Origin of the sequence: Thiomonas sp. FB-6 (assembly GCF_000377645.1) — a bacterium.
Classification (GTDB): Bacteria; Pseudomonadota; Gammaproteobacteria; order Burkholderiales; family Burkholderiaceae_C; genus Thiomonas_A.
Genome location: NZ_KB898484.1, coordinates 18,007 through 38,256, shown reverse-complemented (window position 1 = coordinate 38,256; position 20,250 = coordinate 18,007). Strand labels below are relative to the sequence as shown.

Below are 20,250 nucleotides of genomic sequence, written 5' to 3'. Positions count from 1 at the left end.
GCGGCGAGGGCCGCCTGAAGCCTTTGAACCGAGGAGACGAACGCATGCGCCGAACGATGGTCGCCGGGAACTGGAAAATGCACGGGAGCCTGCAGGCCAACCGCGAACTGCTCGACGCGCTCGTCGCCGCGCCGCGGCCGGCCTGCGAGCTGGCGGTGTGCGTGCCCTTTCCGTACCTGGCGCAGGCGCAGGCCCTGCTCGACGGCTCGGGCATCGCGCTGGGCGCGCAGGACTGCTCGATGCACGAGCAGGGCGCCTACACCGGCGAGGTGGCCGCGGGCATGTTGCGCGAGTTCGGCTGCGGCCATGTGATCGTGGGGCATTCCGAGCGCCGCGGCCTGCACGGCGAGAACGACGCCGTGGTGGCGGCGAAGGCGCAACGCGCGCTGGCCTGCGGGCTCACGCCCATCGTGTGCGTGGGGGAGACGCTGGAGCAGCGCGAGCAGGCCCAGACCGAAGCGGTGGTGGGGCTGCAGCTCGACGCCGTGCTGCACCTGCTGGGCGCGCAGGCCGAAGGCATCGTGCTGGCCTACGAGCCTGTGTGGGCCATCGGCACCGGGCGCAGCGCCAGTGCGGCGCAGGCGCAGCAGGTGCACGCCTTCCTGCGCGAGCGGGCGCGGCACCACAAGATCGACGCCGATGCGCTGCCGATGCTGTACGGCGGCAGCGTCAAGCCCGACAACGCGCGCGAACTGTTCGCGCAACCCGACATCGACGGCGGCCTGATCGGCGGCGCGTCGCTCAAGGCGGCGGATTTCCTGGCCATCGCGGCGGCCGCCGGCAGTCACTGACAAACGGTTTTCCCTGTTCACCATGACCCTCGTCCTCAACCTGATTCTCGTCGTGCAGATCCTCTCCGCCATGTCCATGGTCGGGCTGATCCTGCTGCAGCATGGCAAGGGCGCCGACATGGGCGCGTCCTTCGGCTCCGGAGCCTCGGGCAGCCTGTTCGGCGCCACCGGCTCGGCCAACTTCCTCAGCCGCAGCACCGCGGCGGCGGCGAGCATCTTTTTCGTCTGCACCCTCGCGCTGGCCTATTTCGGCACGCGCCCGGCCGACAGCGGCGGCGGCGTGATGGGCGAGTTGGCCGGCAAGACCCTGGCGCCGCAGGGCGCCCCGGCGGCCTCCAAGCCGGCGCCCGCGGGTTCGCAAGGCGGCGTGGCGCAGATTCCGGGCAGCGTGCAGGCGCCGGCGGCGGGCTCCGCTCCGGCCAAGGCCAAGCCCTGATCGGGCGCTGGATCCTGTAGCGTTTTGTTGCAATGCACAACACGCGCCTTGCCTCTTGTCAAGGGGCTCGCGTGGCGTGCTTTGCCGCAGCGCAAGCAAGGCGCTGCAAACGTTGCGTCGCAACAGCGCAGGCCTTAAGATTGACGGGTTGCGCGAATCCGGAACACGGTTTTCGCGCCGCATGCTTGGCCCATGAATACGGCGGGTGAATCCCCCTTCCTCCGGGGTGTGAAAAAACCCGCCAGCCGCGACCGGATTCGAGGGAGCGGGCAAGGTAGAAAACCCGTGGTGCTCGTTCGAGCGTCATGGCCGACGTGGTGAAATTGGTAGACACGCTATCTTGAGGGGGTAGTGGCGAAAGCTGTGCGAGTTCGAGTCTCGCCGTCGGCACCACACAGGAAGGACCCGCGTGCAGCACGCGGGCTGGCAGCCGCCGCGATGCGGCGGCGCTGATTTGCGCGAATCTGCCGGGGGGAACGCTGCGAACGCGGCCCGCCCTCGCGGCGTCAGACATGACGAGGAGGGCGTGATGTTCGTCGAGCAGTACCTGCCAGTCTTGCTGTTCATCCTGATCGGCATCGCCGTCAGCGTCGCCCCGATGGCGCTGGGGCGCTTGCTCGGGCCCTCGCGCCCCGACAGCGCCAAGAACTCCCCCTATGAATGCGGCTTCGAGGCTTTCGAGGACGCGCGCATGAAGTTCGACGTCCGCTACTACCTGGTGGCGATCCTGTTCATTCTGTTCGACCTCGAGATTGCCTTCCTGTTCCCGTGGGCCGTGGCGCTGAAGAAGATCGGTGCCGTGGGGTTCTGGGCGATGATGATCTTCCTGTCCATTCTGGTCGTGGGCTTCATCTACGAGTGGAAGAAGGGCGCGCTCGACTGGGAGTGAGCGCTCGGGTGTCTGCTCGAGCGGACCGGGGCCACGGCCCCGGGCATGCCCGGGAATGTCGGTGATGCGAGGTTTGGGGATCTGCGATGAGTATCGAAGGTGTTCTGAGCGAAGGTTTCATTACCACCACAGCTGACAAGCTGATCAACTGGACGCGCACGGGGTCGCTCTGGCCGATGACCTTCGGTCTGGCCTGTTGCGCGGTGGAGATGATGCATGCGGGGGCCGCGCGCTACGACCTGGACCGTTTCGGCATCGTGTTCCGCCCCAGCCCGCGCCAGTCGGACCTGATGATCGTGGCCGGCACGCTGTGCAACAAGATGGCCCCGGCGCTGCGCCGCGTGTACGACCAGATGCCCGAGCCGCGCTGGGTGGTCTCCATGGGCTCCTGCGCCAACGGCGGCGGCTACTACCACTACTCCTACTCGGTGGTGCGCGGCTGCGACCGCATCGTGCCGGTGGACGTCTACGTGCCGGGCTGCCCGCCCACCGCGGAGGCGCTGCTGTACGGCCTCGTGCAACTGCAGAACAAGATCCGCCGCACCAACACCATCGCCCGCTGAACGGCGTTCCCGGCGAAGGCTCCTCCTTTCAGGCCCGTTTCCCGATGTCCAGCAAACTCGAACGGCTTCAAGAAGAAATCCGGCAGCAACTGGGCGAAGCCCTGCTCGGCATGCGCGCGGATCTGGGTGAACTCACCATCGACCTGGCTGCGGCCTCCTACGTGCAGGCCTGCACGCAGCTGCGCGATGCGCCGGCGCTGCGCTTCGAGCAGCTGATGGACCTCTGCGTGGTGGACTACCAGGGCTACGGCGACGGCCTGCGCGAAGGCGCGCGTTTCGTGGTCGTTCTGCACCTGCTGTCGGTGAGCCTGAACCAGCGCGTGCGCGTGCGCGTGGGCTGCGCCGACGACGAACTGCCGGTGGTGGCGTCCATCAACCCCGTGTGGAACGCCGCCAGCTGGTACGAGCGCGAGGCCTTCGACCTGTATGGCGTGGTGTTCGAGGGGCACGAGGACCTGCGCCGCCTGCTCACCGACTACGGCTTCATCGGCCACCCCTTCCGCAAGGATTTCCCCGTCAGCGGCACGGTGGAGATGCGCTACGACCCCGAGGCCCGGCGCGTGGTGTACCAGCCGGTGAGCATCGAGCCGCGCGAGATCGTGCCGCGCGTGGTACGCGAGGCCGGCTACGGCGACCTTCCGCGCGAGCGCAACCAACCCGGCGCCTGAAATCCTGGATCCGACATGGCCGAGATCAAGAACTACACCCTGAACTTCGGGCCGCAGCACCCGTCCGCGCACGGCGTGCTGCGCCTGGTGCTCGAACTCGACGGCGAGGTCATCCAGCGCGCCGATCCGCACATCGGGCTGCTGCACCGCGCCACCGAGAAGCTGGCCGAGACCCGCACCTACATCCAGGCGCTGCCCTACATGGACCGCCTGGACTACGTCTCCATGATGTGCAACGAGCACGCCTACGTGCTGGCCATCGAGAAGCTGCTGGGCGTCGACGTGCCCATCCGCGCGCAATACATCCGCGTGATGTTCGCGGAGATCACGCGCCTGCTCAACCACCTGCTGTGGCTGGGCGCGCACGCGCTGGACTGCGGCGCCATGACCGTGTTCCTCTACGCCTTCCGCGAGCGCGAGGACCTGTTCGACGTGTACGAGGCGGCCTCCGGCGCGCGCATGCATGCCGCCTACTTCCGTCCGGGGGGCGTGTACCGCGACCTGCCGGATCGCATGCCGCAGTACCGCGAGTCCAGCGTGCGCGGCCCGCGCGAGCTCGAGGCGCGCAACGCCAACCGGAAGGGCTCGGTGCTGGACTTCATCGACGAGTTCACGCAGCGCTTCCCGAAGTACGTCGACGAGTACGAAACCCTGCTGACCGACAATCGCATCTGGAAGCAGCGCACCGTGGGCATCGGCGTGGTGTCGCCCGAGCGCGCGCTGCAGCTGGGCTTTTCCGGCCCCATGCTGCGCGGCTCCGGCTTCGCCTGGGACCTGCGCAAGCAGCAGCCCTATGACGTCTACGACCGCATGGAGTTCGACATCCCGGTCGGCAAGACGGGCGACTGCTACGACCGCTATCTGGTGCGTGTCGAGGAGATGCGCCAGTCCAACCGCATCATCCAGCAGTGCGTGAAGTGGCTGCGCGCCAACCCCGGGCCGGTGATCACCGACAACCACAAGGTGGCGCCGCCGTCGCGGGTGCAGATGAAGACCAGCATGGAGGACCTGATCCACCACTTCAAGCTGTTCTCCGAAGGCTTCCACGTGCCCGAGGGCGAGGCCTATGCCGCCGTGGAGCACCCGAAGGGCGAATTCGGCATCTACCTGGTCTCCGACGGCGCGAACAAGCCCTTCCGCCTGAAGATCCGCGCTCCCGGCTTCCCGCACCTGGCCGCGATGGACGAAATGTCCCGCGGCCACATGATCGCGGATGCCGTGGCCATCATCGGCACGATGGACATCGTGTTCGGCGAAATCGATCGGTAAACCCCCATGCTGTCAGAAACCACCCGCCAGCGCATCGACCGCGAGCTGGCCAAGTACCCGGCCGACCAGAAGCAGTCGGCGGTGATCGCGGCCTTGTCCGTCGTGCAGGCCGAACGCGGCTGGATCTCCCCTGAATCCGAGCTCGAGGTGGCCGAGTACATCGGCATGCCGCCGATCGCGGTGCACGAGGTGGTGACCTTCTACAACATGTTCAACACCCGGCCCGTGGGGCGCTTCAAGCTCAACGTGTGCACCAACCTGCCGTGCCAGCTGAGCGGTGGCGCGCAGGCCGCGCAGTACCTGAGCGAAAAGCTCGGCGTGGCGCTGGGCGAGACCACCGCCGACGGCCTGTTCACGCTGCAGGAGTGCGAATGCCTGGGCGCCTGCGGCGACGCGCCGGTGGCGCTGGTCAATGACCGCCGCATGTGCAGCTTCCTCGACCGCGAGCGCATCGACGCGCTCCTCGAGTCGCTGCGCTCGCAGGCGCGTTCGGAAGGACAAACCGGAGGACAAGCGTCATGACCTTCGCTTCGAGCGGGGCCGAAACCTGTTTCCACGGCCGCCACATCCGGCCGCAGATCCTCGCCGGCCTGGACGGCGCCAACTGGCGCCTGCAGGACTACCTCAAGCGCGACGGCTACCAGGCGCTGCGCCGCATCCTCGGCGCCGACGGCCAGCCCGGCATGAGCCCGGAGCAGGTTATCGCCGAGGTCAAGGCCTCGGCGCTGCGCGGGCGCGGCGGCGCGGGCTTCCCCACCGGGCTGAAGTGGAGCTTCATGCCGCGCCAGTTCCCGGGGGCGAAGTACCTGGTGTGCAATTCCGACGAGGGCGAGCCCGGGACCTTCAAGGACCGTGACATCCTGCGCTTCAACCCCCACATCGTGATCGAGGGCATGGCCATCGCCGCCTACGCGATGGGCATCGGCGTGGGCTACAACTACATTCACGGCGAGATCTTCGCCGACTACGAGCGCTTCGAGGAGGCGCTCGACGAGGCGCGTGCCGCCGGCTTCCTCGGCGACAACATCCTGGGCAGCGGCTTCAACTTCCAGTTGCACGCCTCGCACGGCTTCGGCGCCTACATCTGCGGCGAGGAGACGGCGCTGCTGGAGTCGCTGGAAGGCAAGAAGGGCCAGCCGCGCTTCAAGCCGCCGTTCCCGGCCAGCTTCGGCCTGTACGGCAAGCCCACGACCATCAACAACACCGAGACCTTCGCCGCGGTGCCCTGGATCATCCGCAACGGCGCCGCCGCCTACGTGGAGACCGGCAAGCCCAACAACGGCGGCACCAAGATCTACTCGGTCTCGGGCGACGTCGCGCGCCCGGGCAACTACGAGATCCCGATGGGCACGCCCTTCGCCGAACTGCTGGCCCTGGCCGGCGGGGTGCGCGGCGGGCGCGGCCTCAAGGCGGTGATCCCGGGCGGCTCCTCCGCCCCGGTGCTGCCGGCCTCGGTGATCATGGACTGCACGATGGACTACGACTCCATCTCCAAGGCCGGCTCCATGCTGGGCTCGGGCGCGGTGATCGTGCTCGACGAGTCGCGCTGCATGGTCAGGTCCCTGCAGCGCCTGTCCTACTTCTACCAGCACGAATCCTGCGGCCAGTGCACGCCCTGCCGCGAGGGCACGGGCTGGCTGTGGCGCGTGGTGCATCGCATCGAGCACGGCCAGGGCCGTCCCGAGGACCTGGACCTGCTCAATTCGGTGTCGGACAACATCGCCGGGCGCACCATCTGCGCGCTGGGCGACGCGGCGGCCATGCCGGTGAAATCCTTCGTGCGCCATTTCCACGCCGAGTTCGAGCACCACATCGAACACAAGACCTGCCTGGTTCCGGCCTACGTCTGAAGCCGCAGCCCGCCCAAGCAACGCACGCCCCGAGAGACTCTGACGTCATGGTTGAACTCGAAATCGACGGTCACAAGGTCGAAGTGCCCGAAGGCTCCATGGTGATGGACGCCACGCGCAAGCTCGACCTGTACGTGCCGCACTTCTGCTATCACCCCAAGCTGTCCATCGCGGCCAACTGCCGCATGTGCCTGGTCGACGTGGAAAAGGCGCCCAAGCCGCTGCCGGCCTGCGCCACGCCGGTCGCCCAGGGCATGATCGTGCGCACCCGCTCGGAGCGCGCGATCCAGGCGCAGAAGGGGGTGATGGAGTTCCTGCTGATCAACCATCCGCTGGACTGCCCCATCTGCGACCAGGGCGGCGAGTGCCAGCTGCAGGACCTGGCCGTGGGCTACGGGGCCTCCACCTCGCGCTATCAGGAAGAAAAGCGCGTGGTGTTCCACAAGAACGCCGGGCCGCTGGTGGGCATGGAGGAAATGACCCGCTGCATCCACTGCACCCGTTGCGTGCGATTCGGGCAGGAAGTGGGCGGCCTGATGGAACTGGGCATGGCCAACCGCGGCGAGCATTCCGAGATCACCACCTTCCTCGAGGGCTCGATCGAATCCGAGCTGTCGGGCAACATGATCGACCTGTGCCCGGTGGGCGCGCTGACCAGCAAGCCCTTCCGCTTCGAGGCCCGCCCCTGGGAACTGTCGCGCCGCGCCTCGGTGAGCCCGCACGATAGCGTGGGCGCCAACCTGATCATGCAGGTCAAGGCCAACCGCGTGGTGCGCGTGGTGCCGCAGACCAACGAGGCCGTCAACGAGTGCTGGCTGTCCGACCGCGACCGCTTCAGCTACGAGGGCCTGGCCAGCGCCGACCGCCTCACGGCGCCGATGGTGCGCGACGAGGGCGCGTGGCGCGAGGTGGACTGGCCGACCGCGCTGAGCTTCGTGGCCAACGGGCTCAAGCGCGTGGTCGAGGTCGAGGGCCCGCAGGCGCTGGGCGCGCTGGCCTCGCCGCTGTCGACCAACGAGGAGCTGTACCTGCTCGGGCGCGTGCTGCGCGGGCTGGGCAGCGAGAACATCGACACCCGGCTGCGCCGCAGCGACACGTCGCCTCAGCAGGCCGTGCCCTCGCTGGGCCTGGCGCTGGCCGAGGTGGGGCAGTTGCAGGCGGCCTTCGTGGTCGGCTCCTTCCTGCGCAAGGATCATCCGCTGCTGGCTGCGCGCCTGCGCCGCGCCGCGCGCGCCGGCACCCAGGTCAGCGTGCTGCACGCCAGCCGCGACGACGCGCTGATGTCCTTGCATGCCGCGCTGGCCGCCGCTCCCGGCGCCTGGGTGGCCGAGCTGGCCGGCGTGGCCGCCGCCGTGGCCGATGCCGCGGGCGTGCAGCGTCCGGCGGCGCTGGCCTCGATCGAGCCGGCACAGGCCGCGCGCGACGTGGCCGCCAGCCTGGTGGGCAAGCAGCGTGCCGTGGTGTGGCTGGGCAACGCCGCCGCGCAGCATCCCCAGGCTTCCACGCTGGAGACGCTGGCGCGCTGGATCGCCCAGACCGCCGGCGTGCGCTTCGGCTATACCGTGGAAGCCGGCAACACCGTCGGGGCCCACCTGATGGGCGCCGTGCCGCGCGGCGCGGGGCAGGGCGCGGCGCAGATGCTGGCCAGGACCCCCAGCGCCATGCTGCTGCTGGGCCTGGAGCCCGAGCTCGACCTGTTCGACGGCGCGGCCGCGGCCGCGGCGCTTCGGCGCAGCGCCTTCGTCGTGGCCATGAGCGCCTACCGCAACGCCGACCTGGAGCAGTACGCCCAGGTCCTGCTGCCGGTGGCGCCGTTCAGCGAGACCGCCGGCAGCCTGATCAATTGCGAAGGCCGCGTGCAGTCCTTCCAGCAGGTGGCGCCCTCGGTGGGCAGCTCGCGTCCGGCCTGGAAGGTGCTGCGCGTGCTGGCCAACCAGCTCGGCCTGCCGGGCTTCGAATTCGACACCACCGAGCAGGTACGCGAAGCCGCGCTGAAGGGCGTGGACGTGGTCGCCGCGCTGGCGCTGCCGCAGGTGCAGGTGCCGCAGGCGCTGGAACTGGGCGCGGCCGAGGCCGGCGAGGGATTCGAGCGCGTGTCCGACGTGCCGATCTACAGCAGCGACGCCATCGTGCGCCGCTCGCCGTCGCTGCAACGCACCGTGGACGGCCAGCGCGCCGCGCAGGTGGCGCTGCCGCGCGACGCCTGGGAGCGCCTGGGTCTGCAGCCCGGCGCCACCGTGCGCGTGCAGCAGGGCCAGGCCAGCGCCGAGCTGCCGGCCCGCCTGGACCCCCTGCTGGCCAGCGGCGTCGTGCGCATCGCCGCGGCCCATCCCGCGACGCAGCCGCTGGGGCCGATGTTCGGCCGCGTTTCCGTGCACAAGGTCTGAACCATGCTCGACGCCTTCACTTCCAGCGGACTCAAGCTGCTCGGCCCCTTCGCCTGGCCCCTGGTCTGGGACATCCTGCGCATCGTCCTGATCGTGCTGCCCGTGTTCATCGGGGTGGCCTACCTGACCCTGTGGGAACGCAAGGTCATCGGCTGGATCCAGGTGCGCATCGGGCCCAACCGGGTGGGACCCTTCGGGCTGCTGCAGCCCATCGCCGACGGCCTGAAGTTCATCTTCAAGGAAATCGTCATTCCCACGCGGTCCAGCCACTTCCTGTTCGTGCTCGGGCCCATCATGACCCTGACGCCGGCGCTGGTCGCGTGGTCGGTGATTCCCTTCGGACCCGAGGTCGCGCTGGTCAACGTCAACGCCGGCCTGCTGCTGCTGCTGGCGGTGACCTCCGTCGAGGTCTACGGCGTCATCATCGCCGGATGGGCCTCGAACTCCAAGTACGCCTTCCTCGGCGCGCTGCGCGCTTCGGCGCAGATGGTCAGCTACGAAATCGCCATGGGCTTCTGCATGGTGGTGGTGCTGATGGTCTCCGGCAGCCTGAACCTGACCCAGATCGTCGCCGGGCAGCAGCACGGGCGTTTCGCCTCCATGGGGCTGAACCTGCTGTCGTGGAACTGGCTGCCGCTGCTGCCGATCTTCGTGGTCTACATGATCTCGGGCATCGCCGAGACCAACCGCCACCCCTTCGACGTGGTCGAAGGCGAGTCCGAGATCGTCGCCGGGCACATGGTCGAGTACTCGGGCATGTCCTTCGCGCTGTTCTTCCTCGCCGAGTACGCGAACATGATCCTGGTGTCCTTCCTGGCCGCCGTGATGTTCCTGGGCGGCTGGGACGCGCCCTTCGCCTTCCTCGGCTTCATCCCGGGCTGGATCTGGCTGGGCCTCAAGGCCTTCGTGCTGGTCACCATGTTCCTGTGGGTGCGCGCCAGCTTCCCGCGCTACCGCTATGACCAGATCATGCGCCTGGGCTGGAAGATCTTCATTCCCGTCACGCTGGTCTGGCTGGTCCTGATCGGCGCCTGGATGCAGACCCCGTGGTCCATCTGGAACTGAACCGGAGCCAGGAATGTCCGCAGTACTCGATACCGTCAACAGTTTCTTCCTGGTCGAGCTGATCAAGGGCCTGGCCCTGACCGGCAAGTACGCGCTGCGCCGCAAGATCACGGTGCAGTACCCGGAGGAGAAGACCCCGATGTCGCCGCGTTTCCGCGGCCTGCACGCGCTGCGCCGCTACCCCAACGGGGAAGAGCGCTGCATTGCCTGCAAGCTGTGCGAGGCCGTTTGTCCGGCGCTGGCCATCACCATCGAAAGCGCGCAGCGCGAGGACGGCACCCGCCGCACCACGCGCTACGACATCGACCTGACCAAGTGCATCTTCTGCGGCTTCTGCGAGGAAAGCTGCCCGGTGGACTCGATCGTCGAAACCCACATCTTCGAATACCACGGCGAACAGCGCGGCGACCTGTACTTCACCAAGCCCATGCTGCTGGCCGTCGGCGATCGCTACGAACACGAAATCGCGCCCAACAAGGAGGCCGACGCACCCTACCGCTGAGCCGGCCGCGCCGGGCTTCGCCGCCGGCGCCGCCGCGGGGGAGTCACCGTGCCGCCCCGCGCAGCAGACCTTGCGTCGCAAACCGCTGACAAGCCATGACCATTGCCACCGCGTTGTTCTATCTGTTCTCGGCCGTGCTGCTGTTCGCGGCGTTTCGCGTGATCACCGCGCGCAACACCGTGCACGCCGCGCTGTTCCTGGTGCTGGCCTTTTTCCAGGCCTCGACCATCTGGATGATGCTGGAAGCCGAATTCCTGTCCATCGTGCTGGTGCTGGTGTACGTGGGCGCGGTGATGGTGCTGTTCCTGTTCGTCGTCATGATGCTCGACGTCAACGTGGATCAGTTGCGCCAGGGTTTCTGGCGCTTCTTCCCGGTGGCCGCGCTGTTCGGCGTGTTCATCGTGCTGGAGATGTCCGCGGTGTTCATGCAGGCCTTCCAGATCGGCGGCCAGACCGCGGCGGCACAGGTGGGAGGGCAGGTGCTCAGCCCGGCCGCGCGCGCGGCAGCGCAGATCCCGAACACCGAATTGCTGGGCCGGGTGCTGTACGGCGCCTACCTGTATCCGCTGGAGATCGCGGCGGTCATCCTGCTGGTGGCCATCATCGCCGCCATCGCGCTGACCCTGCGCAAGCGCAAGGACTCGAAGAGCCAACGCGTGTCCGAGCAGCTGCGCGTGCGCCGCGCCGACCGCGTGCGCCTGGTGCAGATCCCGGCGCATGCGCCGGCGCAGGCGGCTGCCGCCGCAACCGACAAGGGGGAGTGACAAGATCATGCTGGGATCTCTCGGTCTGGCCCATTACCTGGTGCTCAGCGCCATCCTGTTCGCGATGGCCGTCGTCGGCATCTTCCTGAACCGCCGCAACCTGATCGTGCTGCTCATGGCCATCGAGCTGATGCTCCTGGCCGTGAACATGAACTTCATCGCCTTCTCGCATTACCTGCAGGACATGGCTGGCCAGGTGTTCGTGTTCTTCATCCTGACCGTCGCGGCCGCCGAATCGGCGATCGGGCTGGCCATCCTGGTCGTCCTGTTCCGCAACCTGTCGACCATCAACGTCGACGAACTCGATTCACTCAAGGGCTGAGGCATGGCTGCCACCATCAATCCCACGCTGTTGCTCGTCATCGCGCTGGCGCCGCTGGTCGGGGCCATCGTCGCCGGGCTGTTCGGCAAGACCCTGGGGCGCGTGGTCTCGCACAGCGTGACCACGGGCTCGGTCGCGCTGTCGTGCCTGCTGTCGCTGGTCGTGCTGTGGCAGGTGCTCGGCGGCGCGCATTACAACGGCACCGTCTACACCTGGATGCAGGTCGGCTCGCTGCAGATGCAGGTGGGCTTCCTGATCGACAGCCTGACGGCGCTGATGATGGTCGTTGTCACCTTCGTGTCGATGTGCGTGCACATCTACACCATCGGCTACATGGCCGAGGACCCCGGCTACGAGCGCTTCTTCTCCTACATCAGCCTGTTCACCTTCAGCATGCTGATGCTGGTGATGAGCAACAACTTCCTGCAGTTGTTCTTCGGCTGGGAAGCGGTGGGCCTGGTCTCCTACCTGCTGATCGGTTTCTGGTACACCCGCGAGTCGGCGGTGTTCGCGAACCTCAAGGCCTTCGTGGTCAACCGCGTGGGCGACTTCGGCTTCATCCTGGGCATCGGTCTGGTGGCGGCCTACACCGGCAGCCTGAACTACACCGACGTGTTCGCCAAGGCGCCCGAGCTGGCCAAGCTGGTGTTTCCCGGCACCGACTGGATGCTGCTGACGGTGCTGTGCATCTGCCTGTTCATCGGCGCCATGGGCAAGAGCGCGCAGTTCCCGCTGCACGTCTGGCTGCCCGATTCGATGGAAGGCCCGACCCCGATCTCCGCCCTGATCCACGCGGCCACCATGGTGACGGCGGGCATCTTCATGGTCTCGCGCATGTCGCCGCTGTTCGAGCTGTCGGACACCGCGCTGTCGGTGGTCATGGTGCTGGGGGCGATCACCGCGCTGTTCATGGGTTTCCTGGGGGTGATCCAGAACGACATCAAGCGGGTCATCGCCTACTCGACCCTGTCGCAGTTGGGCTACATGACCACCGCGCTGGGTGCCTCGGCCTATCCGGTGGCCATGTTCCACCTGATGACCCACGCCTTCTTCAAGGCCCTGCTGTTCCTGGCGGCCGGCTCGGTGATCATGGGCATGCACCACGACCAGGACATCCGCCACATGGGTGGGCTGCGCAAGTACATGCCCATCACCTGGTTCACCTTCCTGATCGGCTCGCTGGCGCTGTGCGGGACCCCGCTGTTCTCGGGCTTCTACTCCAAGGACAGCATCATCGACGCCGTCTCGGCCAGCCACCTGCCGGGTGCCGGCTTCGCCAGCTTCGCGGTGACCGCGAGTGTGTTCGTCACCGCGCTGTACTCCTTCCGCCTGTATTTCCTGGTGTTCCACGGCGAGGAGCGCTTCCGCACCGCCGTGTCGCAGCACGGGCATGACGACCACGGCCACGACGATCACGCCGCGCACGGCCACGGCAGCTTCGAGCCCAAGGAGTCTCCCTGGGTCGTGACCCTGCCGCTGGTGCTGCTGGCCATTCCGTCCGCGGTGGTGGGGTGGTTCACCATCCGTCCGCTGCTGTTCGGCGGCTTTTTCCAGGGCGCCATCGTCACCGACACGGCCGCGCATCCGGCCATGGCCGACCTGGCCGAGCATTTCCACGGCCCGCTGGCCATGGCGCTGGACTCCTTCGTGCACCTTCCGCTGTGGCTGGCCATCGCCGGGGGCGTGGTCGCCTACTACGCGTACATGGTGAACCCGAAGTTCCCGGTGGCGATGGAGCGCATGTTCAAGCCGGTGTACGTGCTGCTGGACCACAAGTACTACATGGACTGGATCAACGAGCACGTGATCGCCGCTGGCGCGCGCCTGCTCGGCCGCGGCCTGTGGCAGGGCGGGGACGCCGGGATCATCGACGGCCTCCTGGTCGACGGCACGGCGCGTCTGGTCGGCATGGGGGCGGCGCTGATGCGCCGGCTGCAGACCGGTTTCATCTATTACTACGCGCTGGCGATGATCGCGGGCGTGGTCGTGTTCATGTGGATGTTCGTGCCGGGCAAGCTGCTCTCCGGCTGGTTCATCCGATAAACCCAGGGCCTGCGGCTAATCGATAACCTATGCACTCGCTACCCTTGCTGAGCCTGTCCATCTGGACGCCCATCGCCTTCGGCATCCTGATCCTGCTGATCGGGCGCGACGCCAACGCCCCGGCCATGCGCTGGCTGGCGCTGGTCGGCGCCGTCGTGTCCTTCCTCGTCACGCTGCCGGTGGTCGGCGGCTTCGACGTGGCCAAGGCGGGCATGCAGTTCGCCGAACAGGCGCGCTGGATCGAGCCCTTCAACATTCAGTATCAGCTGGGCGTGGACGGCATCTCGCTGTGGTTCGTGCCGCTGACCGCCTTCATCACGGTGATCACCGTGATCGCCGGCTGGGAGGTGATCACCGAACGCGTGGCGCTGTACATGGCCTCCTTCCTGATCCTGTCGGGGCTGATGGTCGGCGTGTTCTGCGCGGTCGACGCCATGCTGTTCTACGTGTTCTTCGAGGCCACGCTGATCCCGATGTACCTGATCATCGGCATCTGGGGCGGACAGCGCAGGGTGTACGCGGCCTTCAAGTTCTTCCTCTACACGCTGCTGGGCTCGCTGCTCATGCTGGTCGCGCTGCTGTACCTGTACAGCCAGTCCGGCGGCAGCTTCAACATCCTCGACTGGTACACGGTGCCGCTGACCCGCACCGCGCAGATCCTGCTGTTCGTGGCCTTCTTCGCCGCCTTCGCGGTGAAGATCCCGATGTGGCCGGTGCACACCTGGCTGCCCGACGCGCACGTGGAGGCGCCCACGGGCGGTTCCATCGTGCTGGCGGCCATCATGCTCAAGCTGGGCGCCTACGGTTTCGTGCGATTCGTGCTGCCCATCGTGCCCGACGCCAGCCGCGAGCTGGCGCCGCTGGTCATCACCCTGTCGGTGATCGCGGTGATCTACATCGGCCTGGTGGCGATGGTGCAGACCGACATGAAAAAGCTGGTGGCCTACTCGTCGATCGCCCACATGGGCTTCGTCACCCTGGGCTTTTTCCTGTTCTCCAACCTGGGCGTCGAAGGCGGCCTGGTGCAGATGATCTCCCACGGCTTCGTGTCGGGGGCCATGTTCATGGGCATCGGCGTGCTCTACGACCGCATGCACACCCGGGCCATCGCCGACTACGGCGGAGTGACCACCAAGATGCCGCATTTCGCCGCCTTCGCCGTGCTGTTCGCCATGGCCAACGCCGGCCTGCCGGGCACCAGCGGCTTCGTCGGAGAGTGGATGGTGATCCTGGCCGCCGTGCGCGAGAACTTCTGGCTGGGCCTGCTGGCGGCCACCACGCTGGTGCTGGCCGCCGGCTACACGCTTTGGATGGTCAAGCGCGTGTTCTTCGGCCCGGTGCGCAACGAGCACGTGGAGGCGCTGCGCGACATCGGCGCGCGCGAATTCCTGATCCTGGCGCTGCTGGCCGCGGGGACCCTGTGGTTCGGCCTGTATCCCAAGTTCTTCACCGATCCGATGCAAAGCAGCGTCGCCCAGCTGCTTCAGCACGTGGCGGCCTCGAAACTGCAGTAAGGCGCGAAGCACATCATGAACTGGATTGCGGTCTATCCCGAGATTTTCCTGCTGGTCATGGCCTGCCTGGTCATGCTCGCCGACGTGTTCTTCCGCGACCCCCAGCACCGCGCCGCCTACGCGCTGAGCGTGCTCTGCCTGGTGCTGCTGGTGGTGCTGTGCGGCGCACTGTACGCCGACGGCGGGCGCATGCTGGCCATGCAGCGCATGGTCTGGTACGACCCCATGGCCAACCTGCTCAAGATGTTCGCCGCAGTGGCCACGCTGTTCTCGCTGGTCTACGGCCAGCGCTACGCACTGGACCGCGGCATGTGGGGCGGCGAGCTCATGTCCCTGGCGCTGTTCTCGCTGCTCGGCCAGTTCATCATGATCTCGGCCAGCAACCTGCTGATGGTGTACCTGGGCCTGGAACTGATGTCGCTGTCGCTGTACGCGCTGGTGGCCCTGCGCCGTGATTCGGCGGTGGCCACCGAGGCGGCCATGAAGTACTTCGTGCTGGGCGCGCTGGCCTCGGGCTTCCTGCTCTACGGCATGAGCATGATCTACGGCGCCACCGGCTCGCTGGACCTGAGCGTGATCTTCCAGTCCACCAGCCTGGAACCGCTGAACCGCGCCGCGCTGGTCCTGGGCGTGGTGTTCATCGTCGCCGGCGTGGCCTTCAAGTTCGGCGCCGCGCCCTTCCACATGTGGCTGCCCGACGTCTACCAGGGCGCGCCCACCGTGGTCGTGCTGCTGGTGGCCGCCGCGCCGAAGCTGGCCGCTTTCGCGATGGCCATCCGCCTGCTGGTGCTGGGCCTGTTCCCGCTGGCCGTGGACTGGCAGCAGATGCTCATGGTGCTGGCCGTGCTCTCGCTGGTGGTGGGCAATTTCGCCGCCATCGCGCAGACCAACCTCAAGCGCATGCTGGCCTACTCGACCATCTCGCAGATCGGCTTCGTGCTGCTGGGCCTGATGTCGGGCATGGTCAACGGCAACGGCATGTCCTCGTCGCAGGCCTACGGCGCCGCGGTGTTCTACATGCTGGTGTACGTGCTCAGCACCCTGGGCACCTTCGGCATCATCATGTTCCTGGCCCACGAGGGTTTCGAGGCCGAGGAACTGCGCGACTTCGCCGGCCTGGGCAAGACCCACCCCTGGCTGGCCGGCATCATGGCCTTCCTGATGTTCTCGCTGGCCGGCATTCCGCCTTTCGCCGGTTTCTACGCCAAGTTCGTGGTGCTGCAGTCCCTGCTGGCCACCGGCAGGGTGTGGCTGGTCGTGCTGGCCGTGCTGCTGTCGGTGATTGGCGCCTTCTACTACCTGCGCCTGGTGAAGCTCATGTATTTCGACGCGCCGACTCGCGAGCACAAGGTGCGCGCCTCCGGCTCGGCCTGGGCGCTGATGTCGCTCAACGGGCTGGCCGTGCTGGCCCTGGGCATCGTGCCGGGCGGCCTGATGACCCTGTGCTACCAGGCCATCACCAACACCCTGCGCTGAAGTCTCGCGCCGCAACCGGAGAGTCCGCATGCAAACGTCCGCCGTCTGGCTGGTGCTGGTGATGGCGCTGTTCGGCGCCAACGCCCCCTTCATGTCCGACCGCATGTTCCTGGTCGTGCCGCTGAAGGCGCACAAGACCTGGTGGCAGCGCGTGGCCGAGATCCTGATGCTGTACTTCGCGGTCGGCGGGCTTTCGCTGGCGCTGGAGCAGCGCCTGGGCCAGATCTACCCGCAGCACTGGCAGTTCTACGCGGTGTCGCTCGCCATGTTCGTGGTGCTGGCCTTCCCCGGCTTCGTGATGCGCTACCTGGTGCGCCGCGCGCCCGCTTGAAGCAACCCGCGGCAATGGCCCCGAGCGAGCCTCCCGAGCACGACGGCCTGCGCGAGACGCCGGTGGCCACCCAGCCGGTGTTCGAGGGGCGCTTCCTGCGCATCTGGCGCGACACCGTGCGCCTGCCCGACGGCGCGGTGGCCGAGCGCGAGTACATCAAGCACTCCGGCGCGGTCATGGTGATCCCGCTGCTGGACAACGGCCGTGTGCTCATGGAGCGCCAGTGGCGCACGCCGATGCGCCGGGTGATGACCGAATTCCCGGCCGGCAAGCTCGACGCCGGCGAGGCCTGGCAGGCCTGCGCAGCGCGCGAATTACGCGAGGAGACCGGCTACAGCGCGCGCGAATGGGCCTACATCGGCACCATCAACAACGCCATTTCCTACTCCGACGAGGCCATCCACCTGGCCTTCGCGCGCGGGCTCAGCCCTGGCCCGCGCCAGCTCGACCAGCACGAGTTCCTCGAGGTCTTCGAGGCCGCGCCCGAACAGTTGCTGGACTGGGTGCACTCCGGCGCGATCACCGACGTGAAGACCGTGATCGGCGTGTTCTGGCTCGAAAAGCTGCTCAGCGGAAGCTGGGATCTCGACTGGCGTTCCTGAGCACCCTCGCGCCGCGCGTGAAGCCTCCGGCAAGGCCCCGATAGTCCTTCGTCAAAGCCGCGCAGCCCCGTTCCGCGCGGCCCCGTGGCGCCCTTAGCATGCGGCACCACGAGCGCGGCGAACGCGCCATCCATCCTGGGGGATTCGGTTCCGTGCACGCACGGAAGGGAGTTCACCATGACGTTCAGCACAAGGCTCGGCGCGAGCCTGTCGAAGCTGGCGCGCGCCGTGACCGCGGGCGTGGCGCTGGCCTGCTCCAAGCTGGCCGCGGCCGGCGTGTTCCTGATCCCCGTGCTGCCACTGGTGGGCGCCGGGATCCTGGTGGTCGCGGGCGCGGTCTTCGTGTACCGTGTGATCGAGCCCAGGATCCCCGGACTGGATCCGGCGATCGAGTTCGCGCCGCGCCGACCCGACGGCAGCATCGGCCCCGGGACCCATGTGACCCTGGGCAAGCAGGGCGAGAACGATCCTCGCCTGGCACCCTTCGAGGGCCTGCCGCCGCCCGGATCCTCGCAGCCCGCTCCCGGCGTCGCCTCCGCGCCGCTGCGCGCGACCCCGGCGGCCTCCGGGCCCGCGGGCGGCTCCAAGGCTTCCCTGGGCACCTTCGGCACCCCCTATGAGCAGGCGGCGGCGCTGGGCTCGATGATGCACTGGGACCGCAGGACCTACGCGAACGAAGGCTGGCCGGTGCTGAACTTCTGCCGGGCCGGCGTGACCTCGCTGAGCTGCCAGCACAACGACTTCTGGTTGCGCAACGACGCGCCGGTGGCGCTGCACGACGTCAGCCTGTGCATCGGCCAGCCGATGCAAGGCGTGTACCGCCTGGCCGGAGCCGCCGCGGACGGATGCCTGCACACCGACATCGCCGCCGGCGGCGACCTGCACCTGGACATCATCCAGGAGCAATTCCCGCCCGACTATCCCGATCCGGCGAAGCTCAGGCTGGAGTGGTTCCTGCCTTCGTGGAAACCGCGGACCCTGCTGGGTTGGCTGAGGATTCCCCTGCTGCGCCCGCAGACCTTTTTCCCCTTGCCGTCGCCGACCGAGGACGACGAACGGCATGACATCGCGGTGCAGGCGCGGCGCGTGAACCTGCTGGCCAAGCTGGTGGTCTTCACATACCACGGATCGGCGAACTCCTCGCTGCAGGTGCACGACATCCAGCTCAAGGATCCGCAAAAAGCTCTGCGCATCATCCCGGCCAAGAAAGCGCCGGCGGCCTTCGCCAAGTACAAGTTGCGCGAATGCAGCGCGTCCGGCGGGGATTCGACCAGGCAGGTAGGGGTGCTGTACTCGGGGCAGTCCTGCGCGGTGCTGGTCTCGGGCAAGGACACCCGCGATCCCGCGTACCGCCAGGCGGCGGGCAACCGGATCGACGGCCAGCTCGACGCCAGCTTTCTCCAAAGAACGTCCAAGAGCGCCGTGGCCATCCCGGAGATCAAGACCGCGGAGATCGTCATTCAGCACCTGACGGTCGTCGGCGGAGACTTCACCCGCGCGGGGCCGTCCCCGGCTTTTCCGACCGCGGCCACGCACCTGGTACTGCTCGCGGGCGACGCGATGCACCCGGCTCCGGGCCTGCTGCTCGCGCAAGACAGTACGGTGGATTCAATCTCCGCATCCCCGGACGGCACGCGCCTGTGGATCGGCGGAACGCTCACGCCCATCGCGGGCGCGCTGCCGGGACAGGTGGCGCCGACGGCCTACCTCGCGACCTCGAACGGAGAGAACTGGAACTACTGGTTCCCGGAGGTGGGGCCGGACGGCCCGGTACTGGCCCTGGCCCCCAGCGGCGGTCGCCTGTTCGTCGGAGGCCAATTCCAGCACGTGGACGGCCAATTGGCGCCGGGGATCGACTCCATCGCCCATCCCGACGATGAGCCCTTCCTGCCCGGCGCGCATTCCGACTGGGCGCCCCTGGGCTCGGGCCTCGTGTCCAGCGACGCCCAGGGTCAGCAGCAGCCGGGCGTCGTGCGCAGCCTGTACGCCGCGCCCGGCGGCTTCATCGTCGCGGGCGGGCATTTCCGGTTCGCGCCGCCCCCCGTGGATGGTCCAGGGGCGGGGAACCCGCTGCTGGCAGCGCACGTGGAGAACGTCGCGGTCTGGAACGCCAACGCCCAGGCGTGGCAAAGCGTCGGCGGGGTGATCCCGAGCCTCGGCCAGGAAGCGCAAACTGCTCGGGTCAACGCCGTCGCCGGCTACGACGGCTGCCTGATGGTCGGTGGCCGCTTCGCGCAGGCCGGGCGCTTCGAATTTCCTGGCTCCTACGCAGTGCACGCCAGTACCTGGGCCCGGCTCGATCCGCAGGCCTTGCAGCAGGGCCTTCACGCTTGGCGCGCGGAGGTCGAGGGACTGCACGGCCAGGTGGACAGCTTTTTCATGACCGCCAACGGGATCTACGCTGGGGGAAGCTTCGTGGGGCCGGACGGCCAGCGCCGCGCGCTGCTGCTCGAGCACGACGGCGTGCTCTCTGGGCTGGATCAGGATCTATTCATCCAGGGAACGAACCAGGCGACAGGGGCGGGCTCCGAGGTCCTGGCCATGAGCCAGGATGGCATCGACCTGTGCGTGGGCGGAAGTTTCACGGAAACCGCCGATGGCCTGCTCGCGGAGAACCTGGCCTGCAGATCGCTGCTCGACGATCAGGACCGCTTTCCGGCCCAGGGGGTCGATGCCACGGTGCGCAGCCTGGCCACCTTCTGGGAAATCGAGCTGTGATGCCGCTCAGACCGGGCCGCGATGGCGATGGGCAGCGGCGGCCCATTGGAGTATGTTCCA

Annotated in this window: 19 protein-coding genes and 1 tRNA gene; all 20 read left to right on the top strand. The window is 67.8% G+C overall.

Translation table 11 applies throughout. From position 1 onward, the window contains the following. The first annotated feature begins 44 nt into the window (after positions 1-44). The 20 genes from tpiA (at position 45) to D466_RS0111955 (ending at position 20,190) form a co-directional block, all read left to right on the top strand. Positions 45-791, top strand: coding sequence for a triose-phosphate isomerase (gene tpiA, locus D466_RS0112050; protein WP_038166137.1), 747 nt, complete (start codon positions 45-47; stop codon positions 789-791). Between the two features lie 22 nt (positions 792-813). Then, complete coding sequence (secG, locus tag D466_RS0112045) at positions 814-1,227, top strand: preprotein translocase subunit SecG (RefSeq protein ID WP_018913969.1); 414 nt, start codon at positions 814-816, stop codon at positions 1,225-1,227. A gap of 308 nt (positions 1,228-1,535) precedes the next feature. After that, positions 1,536-1,620 (top strand) — tRNA-Leu (locus tag D466_RS0112040). 136 nt (positions 1,621-1,756) lie between these two features. Next, complete coding sequence (locus D466_RS0112035) at positions 1,757-2,116, top strand: NADH-quinone oxidoreductase subunit A (protein WP_018913968.1); 360 nt, start codon at positions 1,757-1,759, stop codon at positions 2,114-2,116. Positions 2,117-2,202: 86 nt separating this feature from the next. Then, positions 2,203-2,679, top strand: coding sequence for an NADH-quinone oxidoreductase subunit B family protein (locus D466_RS0112030; RefSeq protein ID WP_026285201.1), 477 nt, complete (start codon positions 2,203-2,205; stop codon positions 2,677-2,679). Between the two features lie 44 nt (positions 2,680-2,723). Beyond that, complete coding sequence (locus D466_RS0112025; RefSeq protein WP_018913966.1) at positions 2,724-3,347, top strand: NADH-quinone oxidoreductase subunit C; 624 nt, start codon at positions 2,724-2,726, stop codon at positions 3,345-3,347. 15 nt (positions 3,348-3,362) lie between these two features. Beyond that, positions 3,363-4,616, top strand: coding sequence for an NADH-quinone oxidoreductase subunit D (locus tag D466_RS0112020; protein WP_018913965.1), 1,254 nt, complete (start codon positions 3,363-3,365; stop codon positions 4,614-4,616). A 6-nt stretch (positions 4,617-4,622) separates the two neighbouring features. After that, entirely contained in the window at positions 4,623-5,138 is a 516-nt protein-coding gene (gene nuoE, locus D466_RS0112015) for an NADH-quinone oxidoreductase subunit NuoE (RefSeq protein ID WP_018913964.1), read from the top strand. Then, positions 5,135-6,466 (top strand): NADH-quinone oxidoreductase subunit NuoF, encoded by a 1,332-nt coding sequence (gene nuoF, locus D466_RS0112010; protein ID WP_018913963.1) that lies wholly within the window; start codon positions 5,135-5,137, stop codon positions 6,464-6,466. Before nuoE ends, nuoF begins: the two co-directional genes overlap by 4 nt. Before the next feature lie 47 nt (positions 6,467-6,513). After that, complete coding sequence (nuoG, locus tag D466_RS0112005; protein ID WP_018913962.1) at positions 6,514-8,853, top strand: NADH-quinone oxidoreductase subunit NuoG; 2,340 nt, start codon at positions 6,514-6,516, stop codon at positions 8,851-8,853. A gap of 3 nt (positions 8,854-8,856) precedes the next feature. Then, positions 8,857-9,918 (top strand): NADH-quinone oxidoreductase subunit NuoH, encoded by a 1,062-nt coding sequence (nuoH, locus tag D466_RS0112000; protein ID WP_018913961.1) that lies wholly within the window; start codon positions 8,857-8,859, stop codon positions 9,916-9,918. A 13-nt stretch (positions 9,919-9,931) separates the two neighbouring features. Next, positions 9,932-10,420, top strand: coding sequence for an NADH-quinone oxidoreductase subunit NuoI (gene nuoI, locus D466_RS0111995; RefSeq protein WP_018913960.1), 489 nt, complete (start codon positions 9,932-9,934; stop codon positions 10,418-10,420). A 95-nt stretch (positions 10,421-10,515) separates the two neighbouring features. After that, the gene (locus D466_RS0111990; protein ID WP_018913959.1) at positions 10,516-11,184 is read left to right on the top strand and encodes an NADH-quinone oxidoreductase subunit J; all 669 of its coding nucleotides are present in this window, start codon (positions 10,516-10,518) and stop codon (positions 11,182-11,184) included. 7 nt (positions 11,185-11,191) lie between these two features. Next, positions 11,192-11,506, top strand: coding sequence for an NADH-quinone oxidoreductase subunit NuoK (nuoK, locus tag D466_RS0111985; protein WP_018913958.1), 315 nt, complete (start codon positions 11,192-11,194; stop codon positions 11,504-11,506). A gap of 3 nt (positions 11,507-11,509) precedes the next feature. Beyond that, on the top strand, positions 11,510-13,549 hold the full coding sequence (gene nuoL, locus D466_RS0111980; protein ID WP_018913957.1) for an NADH-quinone oxidoreductase subunit L: 2,040 nt from the start codon (positions 11,510-11,512) through the stop codon (positions 13,547-13,549). A gap of 29 nt (positions 13,550-13,578) precedes the next feature. Next, entirely contained in the window at positions 13,579-15,063 is a 1,485-nt protein-coding gene (locus D466_RS0111975; RefSeq protein ID WP_018913956.1) for an NADH-quinone oxidoreductase subunit M, read from the top strand. Between the two features lie 15 nt (positions 15,064-15,078). Then, positions 15,079-16,539, top strand: a complete 1,461-nt coding sequence (gene nuoN, locus D466_RS0111970) for an NADH-quinone oxidoreductase subunit NuoN (protein WP_018913955.1) — start codon at positions 15,079-15,081, stop codon at positions 16,537-16,539. A gap of 28 nt (positions 16,540-16,567) precedes the next feature. Next, positions 16,568-16,870 (top strand): DUF2818 family protein, encoded by a 303-nt coding sequence (locus D466_RS0111965; protein ID WP_018913954.1) that lies wholly within the window; start codon positions 16,568-16,570, stop codon positions 16,868-16,870. A gap of 14 nt (positions 16,871-16,884) precedes the next feature. After that, positions 16,885-17,472, top strand: a complete 588-nt coding sequence (locus D466_RS0111960) for an NUDIX domain-containing protein (protein WP_018913953.1) — start codon at positions 16,885-16,887, stop codon at positions 17,470-17,472. A gap of 177 nt (positions 17,473-17,649) precedes the next feature. Then, positions 17,650-20,190: a hypothetical protein gene (locus D466_RS0111955; protein WP_018913952.1), complete on the top strand. Its 2,541-nt coding sequence runs from the start codon at positions 17,650-17,652 to the stop codon at positions 20,188-20,190. Positions 20,191-20,250 lie beyond the last annotated feature (60 nt).